The sequence below is a fragment of the Thermotoga sp. SG1 genome (assembly GCF_002865985.1).
Taxonomy (GTDB): Bacteria; Thermotogota; Thermotogae; order Thermotogales; family Thermotogaceae; genus Thermotoga.
The window spans coordinates 387,617-412,483 of record NZ_LNDD01000001.1 but is presented as its reverse complement, the minus strand read 5'-3'; the positions used below and the strand labels follow the sequence as shown (position 1 = coordinate 412,483).

Annotated in this window: 21 protein-coding genes; 12 read left to right on the top strand and 9 right to left on the bottom strand. The window is 46.5% G+C overall.

Annotated elements, in window-relative coordinates:
• Nucleotides 1-7: 7 nt before the first annotated feature.
• The 5 genes from AS006_RS02015 to AS006_RS01995 all read left to right on the top strand — a co-directional run bounded on the left by AS006_RS02015 (nt 8) and on the right by AS006_RS01995 (nt 4,462).
• Nucleotides 8-472 (top strand): ferrous iron transport protein A, encoded by a 465-nt coding sequence (locus AS006_RS02015; protein WP_101512697.1) that lies wholly within the window; start codon nt 8-10, stop codon nt 470-472.
• Nucleotides 441-2,444 carry a ferrous iron transport protein B gene (gene feoB, locus AS006_RS02010; protein ID WP_101512696.1) on the top strand — a complete coding sequence of 668 codons (2,004 nt, stop codon included), beginning with the start codon at nt 441-443 and terminating at the stop codon, nt 2,442-2,444. The genes AS006_RS02015 and feoB overlap by 32 nt, the downstream gene beginning before the upstream one ends.
• A gap of 89 nt (nt 2,445-2,533) precedes the next feature.
• Nucleotides 2,534-2,773 (top strand): hypothetical protein, encoded by a 240-nt coding sequence (locus AS006_RS02005; RefSeq protein ID WP_233185588.1) that lies wholly within the window; start codon nt 2,534-2,536, stop codon nt 2,771-2,773.
• Complete coding sequence (locus tag AS006_RS02000) at nt 2,770-3,837, top strand: alpha/beta fold hydrolase (RefSeq protein WP_101512694.1); 1,068 nt, start codon at nt 2,770-2,772, stop codon at nt 3,835-3,837. Before AS006_RS02005 ends, AS006_RS02000 begins: the two co-directional genes overlap by 4 nt.
• Nucleotides 3,838-3,868: 31 nt before the next feature.
• Complete coding sequence (locus AS006_RS01995) at nt 3,869-4,462, top strand: carbohydrate-binding protein (protein ID WP_101512693.1); 594 nt, start codon at nt 3,869-3,871, stop codon at nt 4,460-4,462.
• Here the strand turns inward: AS006_RS01995 and aguA are convergent, their stop codons facing one another.
• Genes aguA through AS006_RS01965 form a run of 6 tightly spaced genes read right to left on the bottom strand, consistent with a single transcriptional unit; the run spans nt 4,463 to nt 12,655 of the window.
• Nucleotides 4,463-6,487 (bottom strand): xylan alpha-(1->2)-glucuronosidase, encoded by a 2,025-nt coding sequence (gene aguA, locus AS006_RS01990; RefSeq protein WP_101512692.1) that lies wholly within the window; start codon nt 6,485-6,487, stop codon nt 4,463-4,465.
• Between the two features lie 55 nt (nt 6,488-6,542).
• Nucleotides 6,543-8,516, bottom strand: coding sequence for an ABC transporter substrate-binding protein (locus tag AS006_RS01985; RefSeq protein ID WP_199167285.1), 1,974 nt, complete (start codon nt 8,514-8,516; stop codon nt 6,543-6,545).
• Between the two features lie 13 nt (nt 8,517-8,529).
• A complete protein-coding gene (locus tag AS006_RS01980) occupies nt 8,530-9,546 on the bottom strand; it encodes an ABC transporter ATP-binding protein (RefSeq protein ID WP_101512690.1) in 1,017 nt (338 codons plus the stop codon).
• Nucleotides 9,543-10,538 (bottom strand): ABC transporter ATP-binding protein, encoded by a 996-nt coding sequence (locus AS006_RS01975; protein WP_101512689.1) that lies wholly within the window; start codon nt 10,536-10,538, stop codon nt 9,543-9,545. Before AS006_RS01975 ends, AS006_RS01980 begins: the two co-directional genes overlap by 4 nt.
• A 13-nt stretch (nt 10,539-10,551) precedes the next feature.
• Nucleotides 10,552-11,670, bottom strand: coding sequence for an ABC transporter permease (locus tag AS006_RS01970; RefSeq protein WP_369819743.1), 1,119 nt, complete (start codon nt 11,668-11,670; stop codon nt 10,552-10,554).
• Nucleotide 11,671: 1 nt separating this feature from the next.
• On the bottom strand, nt 11,672-12,655 hold the full coding sequence (locus AS006_RS01965; RefSeq protein ID WP_101512688.1) for an ABC transporter permease: 984 nt from the start codon (nt 12,653-12,655) through the stop codon (nt 11,672-11,674).
• A gap of 279 nt (nt 12,656-12,934) precedes the next feature.
• Here AS006_RS01965 and AS006_RS01960 point away from each other — a divergent pair, with 279 nt between their 5' ends.
• Together AS006_RS01960 and AS006_RS01955 are read left to right on the top strand one after the other, a co-directional pair.
• Nucleotides 12,935-16,102, top strand: a complete 3,168-nt coding sequence (locus AS006_RS01960; protein WP_101512687.1) for an endo-1,4-beta-xylanase — start codon at nt 12,935-12,937, stop codon at nt 16,100-16,102.
• A gap of 68 nt (nt 16,103-16,170) precedes the next feature.
• Nucleotides 16,171-16,707, top strand: coding sequence for a carbohydrate binding domain-containing protein (locus AS006_RS01955; RefSeq protein ID WP_101512686.1), 537 nt, complete (start codon nt 16,171-16,173; stop codon nt 16,705-16,707).
• A 31-nt stretch (nt 16,708-16,738) separates the two neighbouring features.
• On the opposite strand, the gene AS006_RS01950 is transcribed toward AS006_RS01955, so the two are convergent.
• A complete protein-coding gene (locus AS006_RS01950) occupies nt 16,739-17,182 on the bottom strand; it encodes a hypothetical protein (RefSeq protein ID WP_101512685.1) in 444 nt (147 codons plus the stop codon).
• An 11-nt stretch (nt 17,183-17,193) separates the two neighbouring features.
• Entirely contained in the window at nt 17,194-18,549 is a 1,356-nt protein-coding gene (gene uxaC / locus AS006_RS01945; protein WP_101512684.1) for a glucuronate isomerase, read from the bottom strand.
• Between the two features lie 101 nt (nt 18,550-18,650).
• Here uxaC and AS006_RS01940 point away from each other — a divergent pair, with 101 nt between their 5' ends.
• The 5 genes from AS006_RS01940 to uxuA all read left to right on the top strand — a co-directional run bounded on the left by AS006_RS01940 (nt 18,651) and on the right by uxuA (nt 23,799).
• Nucleotides 18,651-19,391: an IclR family transcriptional regulator gene (locus tag AS006_RS01940; RefSeq protein ID WP_101512683.1), complete on the top strand. Its 741-nt coding sequence runs from the start codon at nt 18,651-18,653 to the stop codon at nt 19,389-19,391.
• Between the two features lie 69 nt (nt 19,392-19,460).
• On the top strand, nt 19,461-20,072 hold the full coding sequence (locus AS006_RS01935; protein ID WP_199167281.1) for a bifunctional 4-hydroxy-2-oxoglutarate aldolase/2-dehydro-3-deoxy-phosphogluconate aldolase: 612 nt from the start codon (nt 19,461-19,463) through the stop codon (nt 20,070-20,072).
• A complete protein-coding gene (locus AS006_RS01930) occupies nt 20,069-21,088 on the top strand; it encodes a sugar kinase (RefSeq protein ID WP_101512681.1) in 1,020 nt (339 codons plus the stop codon). The genes AS006_RS01935 and AS006_RS01930 overlap by 4 nt, the downstream gene beginning before the upstream one ends.
• 12 nt (nt 21,089-21,100) lie before the next feature.
• The gene (gene uxuB, locus AS006_RS01925; RefSeq protein WP_101512680.1) at nt 21,101-22,720 is read left to right on the top strand and encodes a D-mannonate dehydrogenase UxuB; all 1,620 of its coding nucleotides are present in this window, start codon (nt 21,101-21,103) and stop codon (nt 22,718-22,720) included.
• The gene (gene uxuA, locus AS006_RS01920; RefSeq protein ID WP_101512679.1) at nt 22,717-23,799 is read left to right on the top strand and encodes a mannonate dehydratase; all 1,083 of its coding nucleotides are present in this window, start codon (nt 22,717-22,719) and stop codon (nt 23,797-23,799) included. The genes uxuB and uxuA overlap by 4 nt, the downstream gene beginning before the upstream one ends.
• A gap of 22 nt (nt 23,800-23,821) precedes the next feature.
• On the opposite strand, the gene AS006_RS01915 is transcribed toward uxuA, so the two are convergent.
• Nucleotides 23,822-24,862 carry an endo-1,4-beta-xylanase gene (locus AS006_RS01915; RefSeq protein ID WP_101512678.1) on the bottom strand — a complete coding sequence of 347 codons (1,041 nt, stop codon included), beginning with the start codon at nt 24,860-24,862 and terminating at the stop codon, nt 23,822-23,824.
• Between the last annotated feature and the right edge of the window lie 5 nt (nt 24,863-24,867).

Sequence of the window (24,867 nt, the reverse complement as noted above, 5' to 3'; positions counted from 1 at the left end):
AAAATCGATGAGACTCTCCAAACTCATACCGGGCGTTCGAGCAAAGATCAAACATCTGGGAATTTCCGGAGAACTTCATGAAAAACTTGTGGGGATGGGATTCATACCGGAAGAAGAGGTAGAGATTGTCCGAGTAGCACCTTTCGGGGACCCAATCGTCTGTAGAATAGGGGAAAGAAACATAACCCTGAGAAAGAAAGAGGCAGACTTCATAGAGGTAGAAGTGTTATCTGAAGAATTGCCATTGCTTCTTACGGAAGATGGAAACTACGAAATCATCGATTTGAAAGGCGGAAGAAGGTTTCTATCCAGAATGAAAGGCCTTGGAGTGGAAAAAGGAAAGAAGATATCAGTTTCAAAAGGCAGGTACTATGTTGAGGGAAAAGAGATACCTCTAGGGCGTGGAGAAACCATGAAGATCTGGGTGAGGAGGATCAATGATGCCAGTGAAAAATACGATTCGCAAAAGTGAGACAGCCACCATCAAAATTGCACTTGCAGGCTGTCCAAATGTTGGAAAGACGAGTCTGTTCAATGCCCTCACGGGCACAAAACAGTACGTTGCGAACTGGCCCGGCGTGACTGTGGAGAAAAAAGAAGGTGTTTTCATACACGATGGCTATAGAATAGGCGTCGTCGATCTTCCTGGTACTTATTCCCTCGGATATTCCTCAATAGATGAGAAGATAGCGCGGGATTACATCCTGAAAGGAGACGCAGATCTAATCGTGGTCGTTGCAGATTCTGTAAATCCAGAGCAGAGTCTCTACCTTTTGCTTGAAATACTCGAGATGGAAAAAAAGGTGATACTCGTCTTAACTGCCATAGACGAAGCAAAAAAACTCGGCATAAAGATTGACCGCTACGAACTTCAAAAACACCTTGGAGTACCTGTAGTCTTCACCTCCGCCGTCACCGGTGAAGGCCTGGAAGAACTCAAATCAAAAATCATTGAATACGCCAGAAAAAATGAGATTCCTCACAGGGTGATCATAGACTACGGGGAAAAAATGGAATCAGAAATATCCAGAGTGAAAAATTTTCTTCAGAACAAGAAGATAAGGGTGAGTCCACGGTACTTTGCTTTGAAATATCTTTCGGGAGATCCGGAATTCTACAGTGAAGGAGTGAAACTTGGGCTTCCAGAGTTGAGCGAAGAAGAAAGAATAGCCTATCAGCTTCTTATCTCAAAGAAAAAACGAGAATACATTGAAAGTGTTGTGAAAGAAGCATACTACAATGCAAAGGGAAAATCTCTGTCTTCGTCAGAAGCGATCGATCACGTCTTGACACACAAATTTCTGGCCTTTCCCCTTTTCTTTGCCCTGATGTATCTTGTGTTTAAATTCACTTTCGACATAGCACAGGTCTTTGCAGATCTTCTCGATCTTCTCTTCTCACATCTTAGCTCTCTTGTGATGACAACTTTCGGAGAAAACCCCGTGACCTCTCTCATCACTGATGGCATCGTAGGGGGCGTTGGAAGCGTTCTAGTGTTTGTTCCCAATATCTTCGCGATGTTTCTTGCTCTTGGTTTTCTGGAGGAGAGCGGGTACCTCCCAAGAGCTGCCTTCGTGATGGACAGGATCATGGAGAAATTTAAATTGAGCGGGAGGGCGTTCATGTCACTCATTCTTGGATTTGGATGCAACGTACCTTCCATCATGGCCACCAGATCTATAGACGACCCGAAAGAAAGACTCGTCACGATACTCATCACTCCATTCATGAGTTGCAGTGCAAGGCTTCCCGTGTACCTTCTCATCCTGAGGATTTTCTTCCCCGATTCTTCTGCCGCCATGCTGTTTTTGATATATTCTTTGAGTATACTCGTTACACTTCTCTCGTCCATTGTCATAAACTGGCTGTTCTACAGAGGAAGAACCTCTCCCTTGATAATGGAACTTCCAAGGTACAGGATGCCCACCTTCAAAAACCTGTACATATACATGTGGAACAGAGGAAAACACTTCTTAAGAAAGGCCGGAACGATCATCTTTGTTTCGGCGATTCTCATATGGATTCTGAGTTATTTCCCGGCAGGCGGAGACGTCGAAAAGAGTTTCTCCGCAATGATAGGAAAGTCTCTGGAATGGGTTTTTAAACCGTTTGGATATTCGTGGAAGATTGTAACATCTCTTTTCTATGGAGCGGTGGCCAAAGAGGTTATCGTCTCAACGATGGCGATGCTTTACGGTTTTGAAGAGGAAACGCTCCTTGGGGCAAAAGAGGCGCTTTCTTTGGAGATGGATCCCGCCACCTCCATTGCCTTTCTTGTCTTTGTGATGGCTTACATTCCGTGCTTTGCAACGATCGCAACGATATACTCTGAGACGGGTAGTTTGAAATGGACTGTCTTTTCAGTTGGATATTCTCTGGCGGTTGCGTACGTGCTGTCTCTGATAACACTCTACGTTGGTAAAATGGTGGTGATGCTGGTATGAATATAGTAATGTTCATTCTGACGTTGATTTCAGGTATTCTTTACTTGAGAAGTGACCTCCTATTCGGTATTTTCCTAGGAGTGATTTCGATGGTTTTTCTCTATGGAACGTTCGAAATTTCCAGAGAAAAATACAGAGCACACCTGTTCGTTGGAAGCCTTATAGTTCTGTTTTTTGCCGGAATCAGTTTTCTTGAGTATCTCACAGGATTTTTGAAACCACTCCTAGGTGAAGAGAAAAGTACACTGACTTTTGGAAACTACGTTCTCTTTCTCACCGGTGCGATTGCCCTCTTCACAGTACTAAAAAGAAAGGTGAAGACGAAATGAAAACGTTTCTCATCGTGACTGTTTTTCTCAGTGTTTCGATGTTCAGTTTTGAACTGATTCTGGAATCCACTCCCACTCTGTACGATGTGGTGGAGTACTATGCGGGCAACTGGTGTATATTCAGGATGGTCTACGATGGAACGATAGATCCAAGTAATCCTCCCCTTCTGGATACAAACGCAACGGTCGTTGGAAAGGTGATAAAGTGGAAAATCCCCGAGGAAAAACTGGTGGAAGTCTACAAAGCTGATTCTTCGATGAACATTGTGGTGATACATGGAATGGATGCCAGAGAGTACACAGAAGAGATGACGCCTTACAAAAGGGAGATCGTGAAAGTTTTCAAAGAGATAGGTGAAAGACTGAAAGTGAACGTTTTCCTCTTTGTGTATCCAACCTTAGTGGCAGATCCTGAAAGATCGGCAGAAAAGTTTCTTGAGATGACAAAAAAGATGCAAAATATCCTCATCTTTGCCCACAGCATGGGAGGAATTGTAGCAGAATATATAGCAAGTAAAAAACCGGAGAATATAAAGGGGATCATCTTTTCTGGAACACCACACCTTGGAAGCCCATTGGCCGACATTCTGTTCACTGACCCGAATAGATACGAAGAAGAACTTTTTGTCTCCAGAAAAGAAGCAGAAAACCTCAGAGCCGCTTTACTCGTCTCTTACACAGGATTCAGTGTGACCTATGCACCTGGATACAGATACCTTTTATGGAGAAGAAAACCTGAAGATTTCACAAAGGTACCGTTTGTGAATCTTGTAGGGATCATTCCTCTTAACGGCATTGAAAGTGTCCCAGAAGTTCTGATGAACATGATCACTACGTCTACATGGGACACGCTGGGACTTGTTGGTTTAAAACTTTTGGCAGATAGCTTATCTGTTTTGAAAGACGAATTCAAAAAGACAGACGGAATGGTTCCTTACGCCAGTGCATCTTACGGTGGAAACGTTCTTGTTTTCAGTGCCGATCATGAGGATCTGTATAAAAAGAAAGATATTGTCTTTGAAGGATTATCTTACCTGCTTTTGAGAATTATGGAAAAGTGGTAAAATAGTTCTTGAACGAAAAGGGGGGATTACTATGAAAATAACTTTGATTTCCATTTTTTTGTTCGGAATTCTTCTGGCAGGTTGTATGCTGACAACAGTTTTTCAAACGCCATCCATCTCTAACCTAGTTCAGGAAGAAGAATTAGTGGAAAGTGTGGTGGAAGAACAATCACCAGAATCAACAACTAGCATCATCTCTGCAGAAGAAAAAGACCTTCCTGAGGCAGGCGATCACGGAACGGTTCTTTATGTCTCCCCTGCCTCAACAAACGTCACCGGATTCATCAGTGTGTGGTTCGATCTCAAAGAAATACTGGAGGATGTCTTTGAAGGTGATACCGTGCGTTTCTACATTGATGTTCTTCAGATCAAAACAGAATCGGCAACCGTCACCATGAACATCTACGAGGAAACATCTGGGAGCACATCCCTCACAGTGATAGCAACTTCCCTTCTAAACAAAAACACATGGACGACCGTGGAGGGGTCCACGATCGTCCCTGATCTTGATGATGTCCAGCGATATCTTCTCGGTATCAAAGCCAGTGAACCTGCTACGCTCGACTTCTACATCGACAATCTCAGGTGGGAAGTTGTACACTCTCAGGAAGGCGGTGCGATCTGATCACGGATATATCTTTCTTCCCCTTTTATCGGGAATACCCGTTCTTCTGTAAAAGTACGTGTTGATCACATCGCGCCATTCCTTTGCGTGTTCAAGCTGCATGTGAAGACGTTCTTTTACCCTTTCAAAAACCTCGGATGGTACTTTGTCTTTCAGTTCTTCCCACTTTCTTATGAACTCTTCAACCTCTTCCACACCTTCGAAATGAAGGTCATATATCGCCTGAATTAGGGTCTTTCCGGATTTCAGTCGATGGTTGTATTTCACCCGATGGAAAAAAAGAAGAAGATCCTCAGGACACGTCTTGATGTCATCGAAGATCTCTCTCCACGGTGAATGGTACTGAAGGGTGTAGCCAGTTCCTCTGGAAGTTCTGTCGACACCTATTGCCTCCCAGTTCGCTCTGTGGTAGGTTCCCCATTTTGAGTACTCATAACCCTCAGGATTTGGTCCATAATGATGTCCTGGATTCACCATCCATCCCAGACCAAAGGGAGTGGTGTACTTTTCGTAAGTTCTGTGCGATTTCAAAAGCATGTAAGAGACGTTCTCCAGGACTTTTTTGTCGTCTCCAAAGGTGAGTCTTATCCACTCTTCAACGATCTTTTCTATGTCTTCGTCAGGATTCCAGGAGAGTTTTCCGAAAGTGTAGAGATTTGCCTGTGCCAGGTCGTGGCCTGTCCAGTTCACACTGTCTCCAACATTGGAAACGCCGGCAAAACCGTTGTTTTCACGACCAAAGAGGGTACCATCAACGATTCTTTTCACATAGGAACCTCTTCCCTTTGCGAACGTGTCGAACTCCAGTATTTCTTTCCAGAGAGTACCAAGGAAACAAAGATGAATCTGCTGTCCTGTGTATTCTTGTGTGATTTGAAGTTCAAGGATTTGATTCGTCTTTTCCAAACCACCGAAAAGAGGATTAACGGGTTCTCTCACCTGAAAGTCCATTGGCCCGTACTTTATCTGAACGATTACGTTATCGTCGAACTTTCCATCCAAGGGTTTGAAGTTATCGTAAGCTGCCCTGGCTCTGTCTGTTTTGTAGTCTCTCCAGTCCTGAAGACAGTTGTAAACGAACGCCCTCCATATCACCACACCCCCAAACGGAGCAAGGGCTCTTGCAAGCATGTTTGCCCCATCTGCGTGGTTTCTTCCAAACATGTGAGGACCAGGATTGAACTCAGAATCGGCTTTGACAAGAAAGCCACCGAAATCTGGGATATAGTCGTATATTTCTTTTATCTTCTCTTTCCACCAACGTGCCACACGCTCATCAAGAGGATCTGCCGTGTCCAGCCCTCCCAGGTACATAGGAGAAGCGAAATTTATACTCAGGTACAACCTGATTCCATACTCTCTGAAAAGATTTGCAAGTCTCTTCAACTTCTTCAAATAAACAGGTTCTATCAACAAAACTTCCTGTTTTTTGACGTTCACGTTGTTTATGACCACACCGTTTATACCGATCGATGCAAGAAGTCTTGCGTAGTCTCTTGTTCTCTGGTTCACAACGATCTTGTTGCCCTTGAAGAAGATGGAGCTACCCGCATATCCTCTCTCGATCGATCCATCGAGATTGTCCCAGTGATTCAGCATACGAAACTTCGCCTTTGGTTTTTCCAGAACGTTCATTTTCTCTATATCCTCACCGAGTCTTATCCTCCTTATCAGATCGAAAACAGCGTACACAAGAGATCTCTTCGTCTTTCCGGTCACAACAAGAATCTTCGATCCGCTCCAGTTTTGTGTTCTCAAAATGAACCCTTCTTCGCCGGGATCTCCTTCGATCTCGAAGGGTAGAGAGTCCAAAGATCCTATCATGATGTACTCTTTCTTTTTTAAAGGTCTGGTGTAGAACCTTGGAGTGATGCCGAGTGATTTTTCAGAAAACTCTCTGATCTCACTCTTTAAAGAAGAAACGTCAGAGTCCAGGATAGAGACACTCGAAAACCACTCCTTCAAGTTCGAAACGATGTTTTCTGGAAATCTTCTGTACTCCAGCCAGCACATCGTGTAGTCCACGTTCCTTCCCTCCCCGAAAAGTTTGAAAACCCCCGGCGAACGCCGGGGGGTTGTTTCATTTCTGTTCGATGAAGAACTGCATCGGCATGGCGTTCAACGGCGATCTCAGTACGTCGTCTGTGACGAGGAACTCAGGTACGTTTCTGAAGTTGTTTTTGACGATCGCAGGCGATAGGTCCTCACCAACGGTTCCTATCATCCAGAGGTTTTCCCTGTGAATCTTCGTTACCTCTTTCATAAGTTCCTTGATCTTTTCAGGATCTGGTGTGGTAGCTATCTGATAGTAGAGGTCGACGAGTCTGTAAACGATCTCGGGTGGTTCGGGCCCTTCTGGAATCTCTTCAGGCTCTTCTCCTCTTATGTTCTTTTCGACATAATAGGAGATCCATCCGCTCCATCCAATGTACCAGAAGTCCGCGATGTCTTCAGAGCCCGGGAAGATGACCATCGGTGAGGACAGCGGCTGGGCTGCCCTATCCATGTTCCAGACCATCGCATCGAAGTTTCCAGCATCCGCCCTTTCATAGAAGAGGGATCTTTCAACATTTTCAACCTCTACCCAGACACCGATCTGTTTCCAGTACTCCTTCACCATCGTCCAGACGTCAACATGGAACTGCCCGGTTACGGTGATCGTGAACCTCAAAGGTCTTCCATCCGGAAGGAGTCTGTACTCGTGCTTATCATCCCACTTCAGTCCCATCTCATCGAGAAGTTTGTTTGCCCTGTCTGGATCGTACTCAACGTACGCTTTTTCCCACTCAGGATCGAAGTAGGGAGATCCACTCACGAGGGACGCTTGTCTTGGTTCCGCAAGACCGTTGAAGAGTATCTCGTTTATCTCTTCTCTGTTGATGGCAAGTGAGAGAGCCTGTCTGAATCTCACATCGTTGAAGACTTTCCTCAGAACTTCATCGGAGTGTGCGTAGTTTAGAGAGATTCTGCTAGCTGAACCATTTGCGGCAATCCATTTCAACACTCTGTAGTCTCCACTCTGGGCGTTCTCCATGAGCAGTGTGAAGTTTCCTGCTCCTGCTCCCAAACCTCCGATGTGTCTCCACTGCATGTCGATTTCACCGGAGATTGCCTTCAGGAGTATGACCTCGTCGTTTTTGACATACTCGTGCCTCACATAGTCAATGTACGGAAGCTGGTTTCCTTCGGTATCAACTGCCCAGAAGTATGGGTTTCTCTCGAGGACGTAGAACTGGCTTGTTGGATCGGTGATCGGTTTCCACGGTGAAAGTGTTGGAAGCTCGAGGTTCTCAAGGAAGTCGTTCTTGTCATCGAAGAGATCCACCCACGTGTTGTGCACACCAGGTACCATCTTTTTCTCTATCTCTTCCATCGGCGTGTACTTCGGATGGAACTGTTTCAGATAGTGCGCAGGAGCTCCGGTGAAACCACCGTAAGGAACCTTCAGAAGGAAGAGGCCATAAGGTTTACTGAATTCGAACTTCACTGTGTAGTCGTCGAGTGCCTCAACCTTGACACCTACATTGTACCAATCGGGTTTCGATGGTGTTATCTCGTCGTTTCCTATGATGTCTTCGATCCAGAACACGATATCGTGGGCCGTATAGGGGTGACCATCTGACCACTTCACACCCTTTCTCAAGTGGAAAATGTAGACTCTTCCGTTTTCAAGAACTTCCCAACTCTTTGCAAGTCCCGGTACGAGCTTTCCTCCTTCTTTGTCCCAAAATGCAAGCTTCACCTCGATGAGTTTGGAAATACCCCACCTGTCGGATGGACCTTTCCATACCCTTCTCCAGGTACCACCGTACTGCCCGATCTTTTCCACTGGCTGGACCACGAGCGGCTCTTCCGGAAGCCTCTGTTCAACAGGTGGGAGTTTTCCTTCTTCAACGAGTTTTGCCAACATTGGTGCTTCGTGGTACTCTGTGATTCTCTTTCCCGTGGCTTTGTAGTAGTCCTCCGGTGTTGCGTAGAAGACCCATGTGTCGTTGGTAGCAAGAGCTAGAACAACTAAGAACACAAGTAACGACAAGACAAACAACCTTCTCACAGTTAACACCCCCTCACAGTGAGATTTTCACACCTCTCAATTTCAAGCTCTCGGCAAAATGACACGCTACATAATGTGGATTTTCCTCCGTTCCAATATTTTTGAACTCCGGGTATTCTTCTTTGCAGATGCTCTTCGCATAAGAACACCTTGGGTGGAAGTAGCAACCAGACGGCGGATTTGCCGGATTTGGAACCTCCCCTTCTATCGGCACGAGTTCTTCTCTGAAATCTGGATCAGGTTTCGGTACAGACCTCAGAAGAGTCTCTGTGTATGGATGCTTGGGATTTTCGAAGATCTCTTCTGTGCTCGAAAGTTCCACGATCTTTCCGAGATACATCACGGCAACCCTATCGGAGATGTGCTCCACCACACTCAGATCGTGCGTGATGAAGAGATAAGTGAGATTGAACTGTTCTTGAAGATCCATCAGAAGGTTCAGTATCTGTGCCCTGATGGAAACATCCAGGGCGGAAGTCGGCTCGTCACACACCACTAGTTTCGGTCTCAAAGCGATTGCTCTTGCTATAACGATTCTCTGTCTTTGACCGCCTGAGAAAGCGTGTGGATACCTTATCATGTACTCTGGTCTCAAACCAACTGCTTTCAGAAGTTCCGCCACACGATCTTCCAGTTCCTTTCCTTTTGCAATCCCGTTCACTAAAAGCGGCTCTCCGATGATTTCTTTGACCTTCATTCTGGGATTCAGGGAGGTGTACGGGTTTTGAAAGATCATCTGCATGTACCTTCTGTATGGTTTCAATTCGTCTCTTTTGAGTTTTGCAAGGTTCACGGATTTTCCATCCACATGGAGGATAACGTCCCCATCTGTAGGATCTATCGCCCTGAGAATGCTTTTGGCGGTGGTTGTCTTCCCACATCCACTTTCACCAACGAGGGCTAAGGTCTCACCCTCTTCTATATCGAAACTTATACCATCAACTGCTTTGACGTATCCCACAACCTTCTTGAAGAATCCTTTTGTCAACGGAAAGTATTTCTTTAGTCCTTTCACTTCGAGTAGTTTCATTCTTTTTCCCCTCCATAAAGGAAACACTTGACTTTGTGTCCGGGCACTACTTCTACCTCGGGAGGCTCCTTCACATCGCACAAACCTTTCATGAATTTCTCACACCTGTTGTGAAATTTACAACCAGTTGGTAGATTGTATGGGTCCGGGACCATACCTTTTATGGTTTCAAGCCTGGTCTTTCTCACACCAATCTTCGGAATGGATCTCAAAAGGGCCTGAGTGTAGGGATGGAGTGGATTTTTGAAGAGTTCAAAGACCTCGGCAGTTTCTACAATGTTTCCAAGGTACATTACGGCAACTCTATCTGCCATCTGAGCCACAACACCCATATCGTGTGTGATCAGGAGGATAGAAGATTTGTATTCTCTCTGCAATTCTTTCATGAGATAGAGTATCTGAGCCTGAATAGTCACGTCCAAAGCGGTTGTGGGTTCGTCAGCAAGTAGCAATGTCGGATTCAAAGACATCGCCATCGCTATCATGCAGCGCTGAAGCATTCCTCCGGAGAGTTCAAAAGGATACATATCCACAACCTTTTCAGCGTTTGGTATCTTCACCTTTTTGAGCATCTCAACAATCCGCCGTCGTGCCTCTTCCTTTGAAACGTTCTCGTGCAGCAAGATCGCTTCCATCATCTGAGCTCCAACTGTGTAAACCGGAGAAAAAGACGCCATTGGTTCCTGAAAGATCATGGATATATCCTTACCTCTTATGTCCCTTATTTCTTCACCTTCAGGATCCAGTTTTGCCAGATCTATCATTTTCCCATTCCTAGAAAACACGATCTCACCCGTTACTATTCGTGCGCTCTCTGGAAGAATCCTCAAAATGGACTGGGCGGTGACACTCTTTCCGCATCCGCTTTCTCCAACCAGTCCCAGGATCTCTCCTCTTCGAATGTCAAACGATACACCATCGACAGCCTTCACCGTTCCTTCTGTCAGATCGAAATAGACCCTCAGATTTCTTATTTCAAGAACTTTTTCCATGACTCTCCTCCCTTCACGTCTTGTATGGATCGGCAGCGTCTCTTAATCCATCCCCAACGAAGTTGAAGCACAAAACGGTGACGATCACAAACAAACCAGGTATCAAAAGCCATGGATAAAGCGCAACGCTTCTGATGTTCTGAGCCTCCTGAAGAAGCACTCCCCAGCTGATCGCAGGCGGCCTCAAACCCAGACCGAGAAAACTGAGTCCCGTCTCACCCAGTATCATTCCAGGAACAGCGAGTGTAGCAGATGCTATGAGATGACTAGTCAGAGATGGCAGCATGTGTTTGAATATGATTCTCCACTCTGAGGCTCCCGCAAGTCTTGCCGCAACAACGAAGTCCTCCTCTTTGAGAGAAAGGAACTTACTCCTCACAACCCTTGCAAGTCCAGTCCAACCTATCAGTGAAAGAATCACGGTGATGGCAAAGTAGACCTTTATCTGAGACCAGTATCTTGGAAGAGCCGCAGCGAGAGCCATCCAGAGAGGGATCGTTGGAATACTGATGATGAACTCTATTACCCTCTGTATGAAGTTGTCTATTTTGCCACCGTAGTATCCGGAGATACCCCCTATGATGATTCCCAGAACCATACTGATGAACACACCCACCAATCCGATCGTGGTGGAGATCCTTGCACCGTACAGGATTCTAGAGAAGACATCTCTTCCGAGCCTGTCCGTTCCAAAGAGAAAGACTACTCCGTCTTCTACTCCAAAGAAATGTATATCTGATTCCCAGACGTTCCAGAGTTTGTACTTGTCACCACGGACAAAGAACTTAATTTCATATATCTTTGTTCTGTCCTCTTTGTATATCCTTCTGAAAGTTTCCGGATCCCTTTCCATCTTGTAGCCATAAACGAACGGGCCTATGAATTTTCCCTCGTGGAAAAAGTGTATCCTCTGAGGAGGAGCGTACACGTATCTTGAAAATATCCGGTTTGGATCGTATGGAGAGAAGAACTCACAGAAGATTCCCAATACGTAGAGAATTCCAAGGATGATCATACCAACGATCGCGAGTTTGTTCCTTTTGAACCTCCACCACATCAATTTCCACTCGGACGCAAGATATAACTCTTCCACTTTTTCTTTGTTCTTCCGCTTCTTCCACACACCTATCACCTCATTCAAATCTTATTCTGGGATCGAGCCAGGCAAGTAGTATGTCAGATATGAGAGTACCTATGATCGTGAACACGCTCAAAATCAGAACAAGACTACCGGCAAGGTACATGTCCTGGGACGTGAGCGCATCGAGAAGGAGTGTTCCCACTGTGGGAAGGTTCAGCACAATACCGGTAATCACCGCTCCCGAGACTATCTGTGGAAGCGCCCAGCCTGCGGTGGAAGCGAATGGAATAACCGCCACCCTCAGGGGATATTTCCAGACAAGCTCCTTTTCATGGACACCTCTAGCTCTTGCAGCGATCACATAGGGTTTGTTTATCTCATCCAAAAGATTTGCTCTCAGAACCCTAATGAGGCCCGCCATGCTTCCTGTTCCTATAACAATCACAGGGATCCATATATGCTTCAAAAGGTCAACGAACTTCGCCCAGGACCAGGGAGCGTGTGCGAACTCTGCAGAAAACAAACCTCCCAGACTCACACCTGTTGTTACAAACACTACCCACAAAAGTATCAATGCGAGCAGGAAGTTCGGTGTAGCAAGTCCTATATAACCCAGTACCGTGAAAACGTAGTCACCTAGAGAATATTGATGTGTTCCAGAGTATACACCTATGAGAAATCCAAAAACCCAGGCAAAAGCAGTTGAGAGAATGGAGATCAGTATTGTCCACCAGACCCTCTGATTCAAAAGTTCGCTAACAGACTTTTCCCACATGAATGAGTAACCAAAATCTCCTCTCAAAATACCGCCTATCCAGTAAAAGTAACGAACTATCACTGGTTTGTCCAGACCATACCTTCTTTTCAGGACTTCCAAAGCTGCCTGATCGATAGTTTCCCCACTCTGCCTGAGAGTCATTACATAGGTAGTTAGATAGTCTCCTGGAGGAAGTTCAATGATGATGAACGAAACGATTGAGATGACAAATAACAGTGGAATAGCATAGAGTACTCGTTTGAATATGTAGGTAAGCACCCAGTACACCTCCTCAGAGGAAGATCAGGACCGAGAAATTACAGTCGTAAGCATTATCTTTTCTTTCTTGTAATAAATTCTATATCATCTCATCTAAAAATTTCAAGTGCGATTATCGTCGATTATTTGTAATTATCTGCGAAAAATACCAATTATTTGAAAATATCATCGCTTTTCTAATTTGAAAGCCTTTTTCACAATTATGGTATAATTTTTCACCGGAGAACGTCATTATTTCTTAGTAAGAAATAACTTAACAATAGGGAGGTGTGTGGGTTCATGCGAAAGAAGAGATGGGGTTTTTTGGATGCTTCGAGCGTAGTTCTGATTGGTATCTTGGCAGGTTTTCTCGGAGTGGTTCTCGCAGCCACGGGTGTTTTGGGATTCGGTGGTGAGGAAGTCTCTCCCTTTGAAACGGCTCTTGCCCTGAGTTTTGAAGGAAACACAGACGGTGCTTCCCCCTTTGGAAAAGACGTGGTTGTCACCGCTTCACAGGATGTTGCAGCAGATGGAGAATATTCACTGAAGGTGGAAAACAGAACCTCCGTGTGGGATGGAGTAGAGATCGATCTGACTGGAAAAGTCAACTCAGGAGCCGATTATCTGCTTTCCTTCCAGGTCTATCAGACTTCCGATTCTCCGCAACTTTTCAGCGTTCTTGCAAGAACAGAAGACGAAAAAGGTGAAAGGTACGAGATACTGGTCGACAAGGTTGCGGTGCCGAATTACTGGAAGGAAATCCTCGTTCCATTCTCACCAACCTTCGAAGGTACTCCAGCGAAGTTCTCTCTGATCATCACTTCACCCAAAAAAACTGATTTCATCTTCTACGTGGACAACGTTCGGGTTCTCACGCCAAAGGAAGCAGGTCCGAAGGTTGTTTACGAAACCTCCTTTGAAAAGGGCCTTGGAGAATGGCAGCCAAGAGGCGGTGACGTGAAGATTTCCATTTCTTCAAAAGTAGCACACTCTGGAAAGAAATCACTTTTCGTCTCTAACAGACAGAAGGGCTGGCATGGTACTCAGATCAACTTGAAAGGAATCCTGAAAACCGGAAAGACCTACGCTTTCGAAGCATGGGCCTATCAGGAATCCGGTCAGGATCAGACGATCATCATGACGATGCAGAGGAAGTACTCCTCCGATGCCAACACACAATACGAGTGGATTAAATCCAGCACGGTACCTTCCGGACAGTGGGTTCAGCTGTCCGGAACGTACACGATCCCTGCCGGTGTGACAGTGGAAGATCTCACACTTTACTTCGAGTCTCAGAATCCGACCCTCGAGTTCTACGTGGACGATGTGAAGGTAGTGGACACCACCTCTGCTGAGATAAAACTCGAGATGAATCCAGAAGAGGAAATACCAGCCCTCAGGGAAGTTCTGAAAGACTACTTCAGAGTGGGCGTTGCTCTTCCATCCAAGGTATTCATCAACCAGAAGGACTTAACGCTCATCACCAAGCACTTCAACAGCATCACCGCAGAAAATGAGATGAAACCTGATAGTCTGCTTGCAGGCATTGAGAATGGCAAACTCAAGTTCAGATTTGAAACAGCAGACAAATACATCGAATTTGCACAGCAAAACGGCATGGTTGTGAGGGGCCACACACTGGTATGGCACAATCAGACGCCCGAGTGGTTCTTCAAAGACGAAAATGGAAACCTCCTCTCCAAAGAAGCGATGACAGAAAGACTCAGAGAATACATACACACCGTCGTTGGACACTTCAAAGGGAAGGTCTACGCATGGGACGTTGTGAACGAAGCGGTCGATCCGAACCAGCCAGATGGACTGAGAAGATCCACCTGGTATCAGATCATGGGGCCTGACTACATAGAACTTGCCTTCAAGTTTGCAAGGGAGGCAGATCCCGATGCGAAACTCTTCTACAACGACTACAACACCTTCGAACCCAAAAAGAGAGACATCATCTACAACCTTGTGAAGAGTCTCAAGGAAAAGGGTCTCATCGATGGAATCGGTATGCAGTGTCACATCAGTCTTGCAACGGACATCAGGCAGATCGAAGAGGCCATCAAAAAGTTCAGCTCCATCCCTGGTATAGAAATCCACATAACAGAGCTCGATATGAGCGTCTACAGAGATTCTACTTCCAACTACCCAGAGGCACCGAGGAACGCACTCATTGAACAGGCTCACAAGATGGCTCAACTCTTTGAAATCTTCAAGAAATACAGTAATGTGATCACAAACGTCACGTTCTGGGGTCTCAAAGACGACTACTCCTGGAGAGCAACAAGAAGAAATGACTGGACATTGATCTTTGACAAAGATTATCAGGCAAAACTCGCTTACTGGGCGATTGTCGCTCCTGAAGTGCTACCACCTCTTTCAAAAGAAAGCAAGATCTCTGAAGGAGAAGCGGTGGTAGTGGGTATGATGGATGACTCCTACATGATGTCTATGCCGATAGAGATCTACGACGAAGAAGGGAACGTGAAGGCGACGATCAGGGCGGTATGGAAGGACAGCACGATCTACGTTTACGGAGAGGTTCAGGACAGGACGAAGAAACCTGCAGAAGATGGCGTTGCGATCTTCATCAACCCAAACAACGAAAGAACACCATACCTGCAGTCAGACGACACGTACGTTGTGCTATGGACGAACTGGAAGAGCGAGGTCAACAGGGAAGACGTAGAGGTGAAGAAATTCGTTGGGCCTGGTTTTAGAAGGTACAGTTTTGAGATGTCGATCAAGATAGCCGGTGTGGAGTACAAGAAAGACAGTTACATAGGATTCGATATAGCAGTGATAGACGACGGGAAGTGGTACAGCTGGAGCGACACGACGAACAGCCAGAAGACGAACACGATGAACTATGGAGTGTTGAAGCTCGAAGGGGTAATGGTGGCAACGGCGAAATACGGAACACCTGTCATCGATGGAGATATCGACGAGATCTGGAACACGACGGAAGAGATAGAGACGAAGTCTGTAGCGATGGGGTCACTGGAGAAGAACGCGACGGCGAAGGTGAGGGTGCTTTGGGACGAGGAGAATCTGTATGTTCTTGCGGTAGTGAAGGATCCGGTATTGAACAAAGACAACAGCAATCCGTGGGAGCAGGATTCGGTGGAGATCTTCATAGACGAGAACAACCACAAGACGGGCTACTACGAGAATGACGATGCACAGTTCAGGGTGAACTACATGAACGAACAGTCGTTTGGGACGGGAGCGAGTGCAGCAAGGTTCAAGACGGCTGTGAAGTTGATCGAAGGAGGGTACATCGTTGAAGCGGCGATCAAGTGGAAGACGATCAAGCCGAGTCCGGACACGGTGATAGGTTTCAACGTGCAGGTGAACGATGCGAACGAGAAGGGTCAGAGGGTTGGTATCATCTCCTGGAGCGATCCTACGAACAACAGCTGGAGAGATCCTTCGAAGTTTGGGAACCTCAGGCTCATCAAGTGAGGGGGACTCCCTCCCCCTCTTTTCTTCTGATCATCATCTGAAATCATGTGGCAGGGGGGTAGATATACATGAAAAAGTGGTTTTTGGTGAGTGTACTGGGAGTTTTTGTCTTTCTTGTGATTCTTTCAGGGTGCGTTTCTATGCCTGGAGCGGAAGGAGGGGTATCGAACAGAGTTCTCAAGGTGGAAACAGGTGACGAAACTTGGAAAACAGCATGGTTCTACAATATAGAAAATTACATCAGCACAGATGCCACTTATACCTACAGCGTCAGGATCTACCATGAAGAGGCTACCTCCGTGAAGTTCAACCTTACACTGAAAACTGCAGAGAATCAATACAAACCCGTGTTCCACGAAAGAGAAGTTCCTCCGGCAACATGGGTGACTATTGAGGCAACCTACATGCTCAATTCCGCCGACGGGGCTCCATCGGACATCTACATCGAACCTCAGACTTCTGGTATCGTCTTTTACTTCGATGACTTTGTGATCAAAGACGAAGCTGGAGAGGTTGTGTTGAAGACCGACTTTGAAGATGGTACACCCCAAGGATGGCAAGGAAACAATTCTACCATTGAAGTTGTGTACGATCCTGCTCAGTGAAGAACAAAACCCCCGCACGAGCGGGGGTTTTTTATATGGTATGGAGGCGCTCACTTCTCAGATACCTGGAGGAGACAAGAAGAAGGGTGCCTGCGATGAGTTTTGAGAAATAACTCACGGCCTCCGATGTTCCTAATTTGTAGCCAACGGAGAAAAAGAACGGTGCCTGAAAACCTGCCCAGACGAGCATGAGCATCCCGGAGACCATGAGAAACGCCCTCAGAAGATCTTTTACACCGCCCTTTGCCTTCTTTCTGAAATAATCCTCACTGAACATGAAAACCCCCAGAAAGACAATGCCAAGAACGATCACCACGAACTTGTCCACGGCGTTTATAGTCTGAACACGAGCGTTTGTGAGCCCAAGAACCGTGAAGAAGAACCTTCTTCCTTCCATGAAAATCACGTAGAATCCAAGTGCCCCCGTCACCACGAGGAAGAGATAGGCGAAAACGTAATTGAGGACCTTTCTCATGTTTTCCCTCCTCATCCGAAGAAGAGCGCCTTCGGACCGTCGTAACAGACGTGTTTCACCAGTTCCTTCGCTTCCCTGATGGGAATCTGGCCCCTTTCGACCATCTCACCGACAACACTCGAGAGAACCCTTCTGAACATCTCCGTTCTGGAACCAAAGGAGAGAAGTTTTCTCGAATCCGTCACCATTCCGGCAAGGTTGTAAAGAAGATCAACTGAGGCAACGTACTTCAGGTGCATCTCCATACCGAACGGGCTGTCGTTGAACCACCAGGGAGCCCCTATGTAGACGTTCGGAAAGGCACGGGCAATGGTCGTCACAGTTGGAAGATGCGTGGGATCGAGCACGTAGAGAACGATCTTGAGTTTTCCGTCGAACTCGTTCAGGAAGTACCTCAGCCCCTCTGCGATCTTCAGAAAGTTCGTTGAGATATCTCCTCCGGAATCCAGTCCAAGCGTTTTGAAAAGGCTGTCCCTGTAATCTCTCAATGCACCTATATGGAGTTGCGTCACCCAGTTCGTTTCCTGGTTCATCTTCCCAAATTGAACCATCATGAACGCCTTGTAGTCCCTGATTTCTTCAGGATCGAGCTTTTTTCCTTTGAACGCCTTTTCGTGGATTTTTCTAGCGCTCTTTTCATCAACAAAGTGTATCGATGGCTCCAGAAGGGCGTGATCACTCGCCACACATCCGTGCTCTTTGAAGTGTTCGTGTGATTTCCAGAGAGCGTTCAGAAACCCTTCAAGCGTGGAGGTATCTTCGTTGTACCTTTCACCGAGTTCTCTTACATATTCTTTCCAGTCATTCTTTTCCACGTTCATCGCCCTGTCAGGGCGCCAGGTGGGAAGTATTGTCACGTCTTTTACCGTCTCTCCGGCCTTTCTGTGATATTCCAGGGTCGAGATGGGATCGTCCGTTGTACAGAGGATCTCCACTTTCATTTCTTTGAGAAGTTTCTGGGGGGGCATTTCGGGGAGCATTCTCTTCGTTTCCTCCCAGATCTCTTCGGCTGTTTCCTCCGAAATCACCTTCTTCACATTGAACCTTCTCCACAGATCAAGATGAATCCACTCGTAGGTTGGATTTCCCACAAATTTTGGAAACACCTTCGCAAGCGCAAGCCACTTTTCTTTGTTGCTTCTGGAGCCCGTTATGTACTCTTCCGAAACCCCACACCTTCTCATGAGTTCCCAAACGTAGTGATCCGTTGCACCTTCTACCTCCCAAATGTCGTTCCAGGGTTTGTTCTCGACGATGTCTTTGGCATCCAGATGGTTGTGCGGATCCACGATGGGAAGATCCTTCACCTCATTGAAAAGCCTCACCGCTGCTTTGTTCGTCAAAAGGTAGTCCTCTCCGAGGAACATAGATCCACCTCCACTGTGAAAATGATTTTCTCAAAAAGAAAATCTTCATGGTATTATTATAATTGATTGTGTTGTGTGAACGAAACCAAGGAGGCGAAAAGTTGAACACTCTCAGAAAAGCCCTGGAAATACTGGATTTTATCGTGAAGAACCCTGGAGATGTGAGCGTCACGGAAGTGGCTGAGAGATTTGGCATGAGCGTTTCGAACGCGTACAAGTACCTCGTCGTTCTTGAAGAAAGAGGTCTTGTTCTCAGAAAGAGAGACAAAAGATACATCCCGGGATACAAACTGGTGGAGTATGGTTCTCTTGTTCTGAGAAGGATCGATCTGAGGGATATCGCCCACGATCATCTGGTTGAGGTGATGAAAAAAACCGGAGAGACCGTTCACCTCATCCTGAAAGATGGACTCGAAGGAGTGTACATCGACAAAGTAGAAGGAGAACACAGTCTTCCTATGGTGTCGAGGGTGGGAATGAAGATAGATCTTTACTCCACGGCCTCCGGAAAAGCGATACTCGCTTTCTTACCAAATGATGAGCTCGAAGAGTATTTGAATCTCATTGAATTGAAACCGAAAACACCAAGCACTATAACGGATCCCAGAGTGTTGAAAAGGGAACTTGAAAAAATCAGAAGGCAAGGATACGCGGTGGACAACGAAGAGAACGAGATAGGTATCATGTGTGTGGGTGTCCCCATCTTCGATCACAGAGAGTATCCCATCGCCGCCATGAGCATCTCAGGAGCAGCGCGGAAGTTCACAAAAGAAAAGATAGAAGAGTACGCGAATCTTCTCGTGGAAGTCGCAGAAAAAATCTCGAAAAAACTTGGATATTGAAGCGTGAAGTTTTTCTGGTATCTTTTTCTATGACCATCAATTAAACATCAAATATCAGGAGGGATGAAGATGGAGGAACTCTTCAAGAAACACCGGATCGTGGCTGTGATGAGAGCAAGCAGCGTAGAAGAGGCGAAAGAGAAAGCACTGGCCGTTTTTGAGGGCGGAGTCCGTATGATCGAAATCACTTTCACAGTCCCGGATGCGGACAAAGTCATCAGGGAAATTTCCTTTTTGAAAGAAAAAGGAGCGGTTGTGGGAGCAGGAACCGTCACAAGCATTGAGCAGTGTAAGAAGGCCATAGAAAATGGAGCAGAGTTCATCGTCAGTCCTCATCTGGATGAAGAGATCTCCAGATTCTGCAAGGAAAAGGGAGTTTTCTACATGCCGGGAGTCATGACACCCACCGAACTCGTGAAAGCCATGAAACTAGGTCACACGATCCTGAAACTCTTTCCCGGTGAGGTGCTGGGGCCCACCTTTGTGAAATCGATGAAAGGACCCTTCCCGGGTGTGAAGTTCGTCCCGACAGGAGGAGTGAACCTGGACAACGTGTGCGAGTGGTTCAAGGCAGGGGTTCTCGCTGTGGGAGTTGGGAGTGCTCTTGTGAAGGGAACGCCAGATGAAGTGAGAGAAAAGGCAAGAGCGTTCGTGGAGAAAATCAGGGGGTGCACAGAATGAAGGTAGTGACGTTCGGAGAGATCATGCTGAGACTTTCACCACCCAATCACAAGAGAATCTTCCAGGCAGACTGTTTCGAAGTCACTTACGGCGGTGCGGAGGCAAACGTGGCTGCATTCCTTGCACAGATGGGAGTTGATGCGTACTTTGTAACGAAACTTCCAGATAACCCGCTGGGAGATGCTGCGATTGGCCATCTGAGAAAGTTCGGTGTGAAGACAGATTACATAGCAAGAGGTGGAAGCAGAATAGGTATATATTTCTTAGAAATTGGTGCATCCCAGAGACCCAGCAAAGTCGTGTACGATAGGGCACATTCAGCTATCTCAGAAGCAAAAAGAGAAGATTTCAATTGGGAAAAGATACTGGACGGTGCGAGCTGGTTCCACTTCTCTGGAATCACCCCTCCTCTTGGAAAGGAGCTTCCTCTCATTCTTGAAGACGCACTGAAAGTTGCCAAGAAAAAAAACGTGACCGTGAGCTGTGATCTGAACTACAGGGCAAGGCTCTGGTCGAAAGAGGAAGCCCAGAAGGTGATGATCCCGTTCATGGAGTACGTGGACGTTCTGATAGCAAACGAGGAAGATATTGAGAAAGTACTCGGCATACCCGTTGAAGGTCTCGATTTGAAAACAGGAAAGCTCAACAGAGAAGCGTACGTGAAAGTCGCTGAAGAGATTTCGAAAAAGTATGGTTTTAAAACGATAGGGATCACACTGAGGGAAAGCGTTTCTGCGACTGTCAACTACTGGTCCGTCATGGTTTACGAAAATGGAAAGCCACATTTCTCAACAAGGTATGAAATACACATAGTCGACAGGGTCGGTGCAGGAGACAGTTTCGCCGGTGCTCTCATCTACGGAAGCCTGATGGGATTTGAGCCACAGAAGAAGGCAGAGTTTGCAGCTGCAGCCTCCTGCCTCAAACATACAATACCCGGTGATTTCGCAGTTCTAAGTGTGGAGGAGATCGAAAAACTCGCATCCGGTGCCACCTCTGGCCGGGTAGAAAGATGAGGAGGTGAGAATGTGCGTCTCAGTAGAGAGACAGTGAATGAAAGACAGGCCTGGGAAAGAATAGGTGTCAGGCCTCCATACTTCGACCTTGATAGTGTGGAGAGAAACACGAAAGAACGACCAAAATGGGTCCACTTCGGTGGAGGAAACATCTTCAGGGGGTTCGTGGCAGCCGTTCTTCAAAACCTGCTGGAAGAAGGAAAGGAAGACACCGGAATAAACGTGATAGAACTCTTCGATTACGAAGTTATTGACAGGGTTTACACACCTTACGACAATCTCTCCATAGCGGTCACCATAAAGCCGGATGGAAACTTTGAAAAGAGAATCATCGCGAGTGTGATGGAAGCACTCAAAGGAGATCCCACACATCCTGACTGGGAAAGAGCAAAGGAGATCTTCAGAAGTTCATCACTTCAAATCGCTTCACTCACCATAACGGAAAAAGGTTACAACATCGAAGACCAGGCTGGGAACCTCTTTCCCCAGGTGATAGAAGACATGAAAAACGGTCCAGCCTCACCCCAGACATCGATGGGAAAAGTCGCCGCTCTGCTTTACGAAAGGTTCAAAGCAGGAAGGCTTCCCATTGCACTTCTCAGTCTCGACAACTTTTCCAGAAACGGTGACAAACTCTACAGTTCTGTGAGGAAGATCTCAGAAGAATGGGTGAAGAACAATCTTGTGGAGAGAGAGTTTCTGGATTATCTGGAAAAAGACGTTGCCTTCCCCTGGAGTATGATAGACAAGATCGTTCCAGGACCATCCGAGTTCATCAAAAAGCACCTGGAAGAACTCGGCATCGAGGGAATGGAGATCTTTGTGACATCCAAAAAGACACACATCGCGCCATTTGTGAACATGGAGTGGGCTCAGTATCTGGTGATAGAGGACAGTTTTCCAAACGGCAGACCAGAACTTGAAGGTGCAGACAGAAACGTCTTTTTAACAGACAGAGAAACTGTCGAGAAAGCCGAAAGGATGAAAGTGACCACCTGTCTCAACCCACTTCATACGGCACTGGCAGTTTTCGGATGTCTTTTGGGATACAAAAAGATCGCAGATGAGATGAAAGATCCCTTGTTGAGGAAACTCGTGGAAGGTGTGGGAGAAGAGGGTATAAAGGTCGTGGTGGACCCTGGAATAATCAACCCCAGGGATTTCCTGAACGAGGTGATAAACATTCGACTGCCCAACCCCTACCTTCCAGACACGCCTCAGAGAATCGCAACGGACACCTCGCAGAAGATGCCCATCAGGTTCGGAGAAACGATAAAGGCATACCACGAAAGACCCGATTTAGATCCAAGGAGTTTGAAGTACATCCCCCTTGTGATAGCGGGATGGTGCAGATACCTCATAGGAATCGATGATGAGGGAAAAGAGATGCAGTTGAGCCCCGATCCTCTGCTCGAAAATCTCAGATCTTACGTTTCGAAGGTAAAGTTCGGTGATCCCGACTCCGTGGATGATCATCTGAAACCGATCCTTTCCAGCCAGCAACTTTTCAGAGTCAACCTGTACGAAGTTGGCCTTGGAGAGAAGGTGGAAGGACTGTTCAAAAAGATGATCACAGGACCTGGTGCGGTGAGAAAAACACTCGAGGAAGTCATCGGGAGGGAAGATGAATGAAACTTGTCTTCAGATGGTTCGGAGAAAAACACGACACAGTAACCCTGGAACAGATACGCCAGATCCCGGGCGTGGAGGGAGTGGTCGGTGCGCTCTTCGACATCCCCGTGGGAGAAGTCTGGCCCCTTGAAGAGATCATGAAACTCAAAGAAACCGTTGAAAGAGCCGGCCTGAAATTGGAAGTCATCGAGAGTGTGAACGTCCACGAAGACATAAAACTGGGACTTCCAACAAGAGACAGGTACATAGAGAACTACAAAGAGACGATCAGAAACCTGGCAAAGGCCGGTGTGAAGGTAGTTTGCTACAACTTCATGCCCGTTTTCGACTGGATGAGAACGGATCTTCACAAAAAACTCCCGGACGGCTCTGAAACGATGGAGTACGACCACAGTCTCATCGAAGGAGTCACACCGGACGAACTCATAAAACGTGTGAAAGAAGGTTCTCAAGGCTTTGTCCTTCCTGGATGGGAGTGGGACAGACTGGAAAAATTGAGGGAGACGTTCGAACTCTACAAGAACGTGGATGAAGAAAAACTCTTTGAAAACCTCGTCTATTTTCTCGAAAGAGTGATTCCTGTTTGCGAAGAATGCGACGTGAAACTCGCCATACACCCGGACGATCCACCTTGGAGCATTTTCGGTCTTCCAAGGATCATCACCAACAAAGAGAACATTGAAAGACTCCTCAAAGCAGTCGACAGTCCATACAACGGTATCACACTGTGTATGGGTTCACTCGGTGCAAACCCGGAAAACAACATCCCTGAGATGATAAGGTACTTCGGAAAGATGGGAAGAATTCACTTTGCACACGTGAGAAATCTGAAGTTCACCGGTGAAAAAAGATTCTACGAAACAGCCCATCCATCCTTCTGTGGCTCGCACGATCTATTCGAGGTGATGAAGGCGTTTCATGATATAGGCTACGAAGGATACATCCGTCCGGATCATGGAAGACTGATCTGGGGAGAAAAAGCACGGCCCGGATATGGCCTCTACGACAGAGCACTCGGTGCCACCTACATCCTCGGTCTCTGGGAAGCGATAGGCAAGATGAAAGAAAGGTACTGCTGAGAAGAAAGGGGGCGATGCCCCCTTATTTTTCTTTCAGTTTTTCTTCCATGACTTCCTTTATCGCATAATAGCATGGCTTTGGATTGTAATTTTCGTCGAAGATCAAAGCCTTGCCATAACCTTTGAAGAAACCCGGCACCCAGGAGTACTTGTCCGTGAATCCCCAGAACTGGATCGCCCTGACGGCAGGGTTGTCCAGACAGATCTCGAAGATCCTCTTGTAAACTTCTGCCTGTTTCTTCAGATAGTATTCTTCCGAACCACTAAGGGGAATCCTCACGTCCATCTCCGTGATGTAGATCTGAAGACCAAGTTCTGCGAATCTTTCCAGGTTTTTCCTGAAACTCTCGTAATTGAGTCCCCTGTAGTCTATGTGCATCTGAAACCCTATTCCATCTATAGGAACTCCTTTTTCCTTCAGATCCTTTATCATGTTGTAGACGAAGTTGGACTTGGCGTTGATCTCTTCGATGCTGTAATCGTTGTAGATGAGAATCGCATCTGGATCTGCTTCCCTTGCCCAGATGAAGGCCTTTTCAATGTACTCAGGACCGATCGTTTTATACCAGATGCTCTCTCTGTAGGTTCCAGAGTCACTCACCGCCTCGTTCACAACATCCCAGATCTTCACTCTGCCCCTGAAGTGAGACACCACCGTTTTTATGTGATCTTCAAGAACGTTCAGGAGTTCTTCTTTCGACCATTCCTGGTCTGTGAGCCATCCAGGGAGCTGGTTGTGCCAGACGAGGGTATGACCGTGTACGATCATGTCGTTTTCCAGTGCAAATTCGACGTGTCTTTCGGCAGGTTCGAAGTTGTATCTGCTTCTTTCCGGATGGATGGTATCCCACTTCATTTGGTTTTCGGGCGTGAGGATGTTGAACTCTCTCTTTGCAGCTTCCATGTACTTTTCTGCGTCGGGAAGAGACCAGAAGTTGTTTCTTGATGCAAATCCGATGTGAATGTTCAACTTTTCTGCGAGCACTCTCAAGGGTACATCCTGTGAGCCAAAGGATGAAACACATCCGATCAGAAATAACAACAGAACAGGCAATCCTTTCATAACAT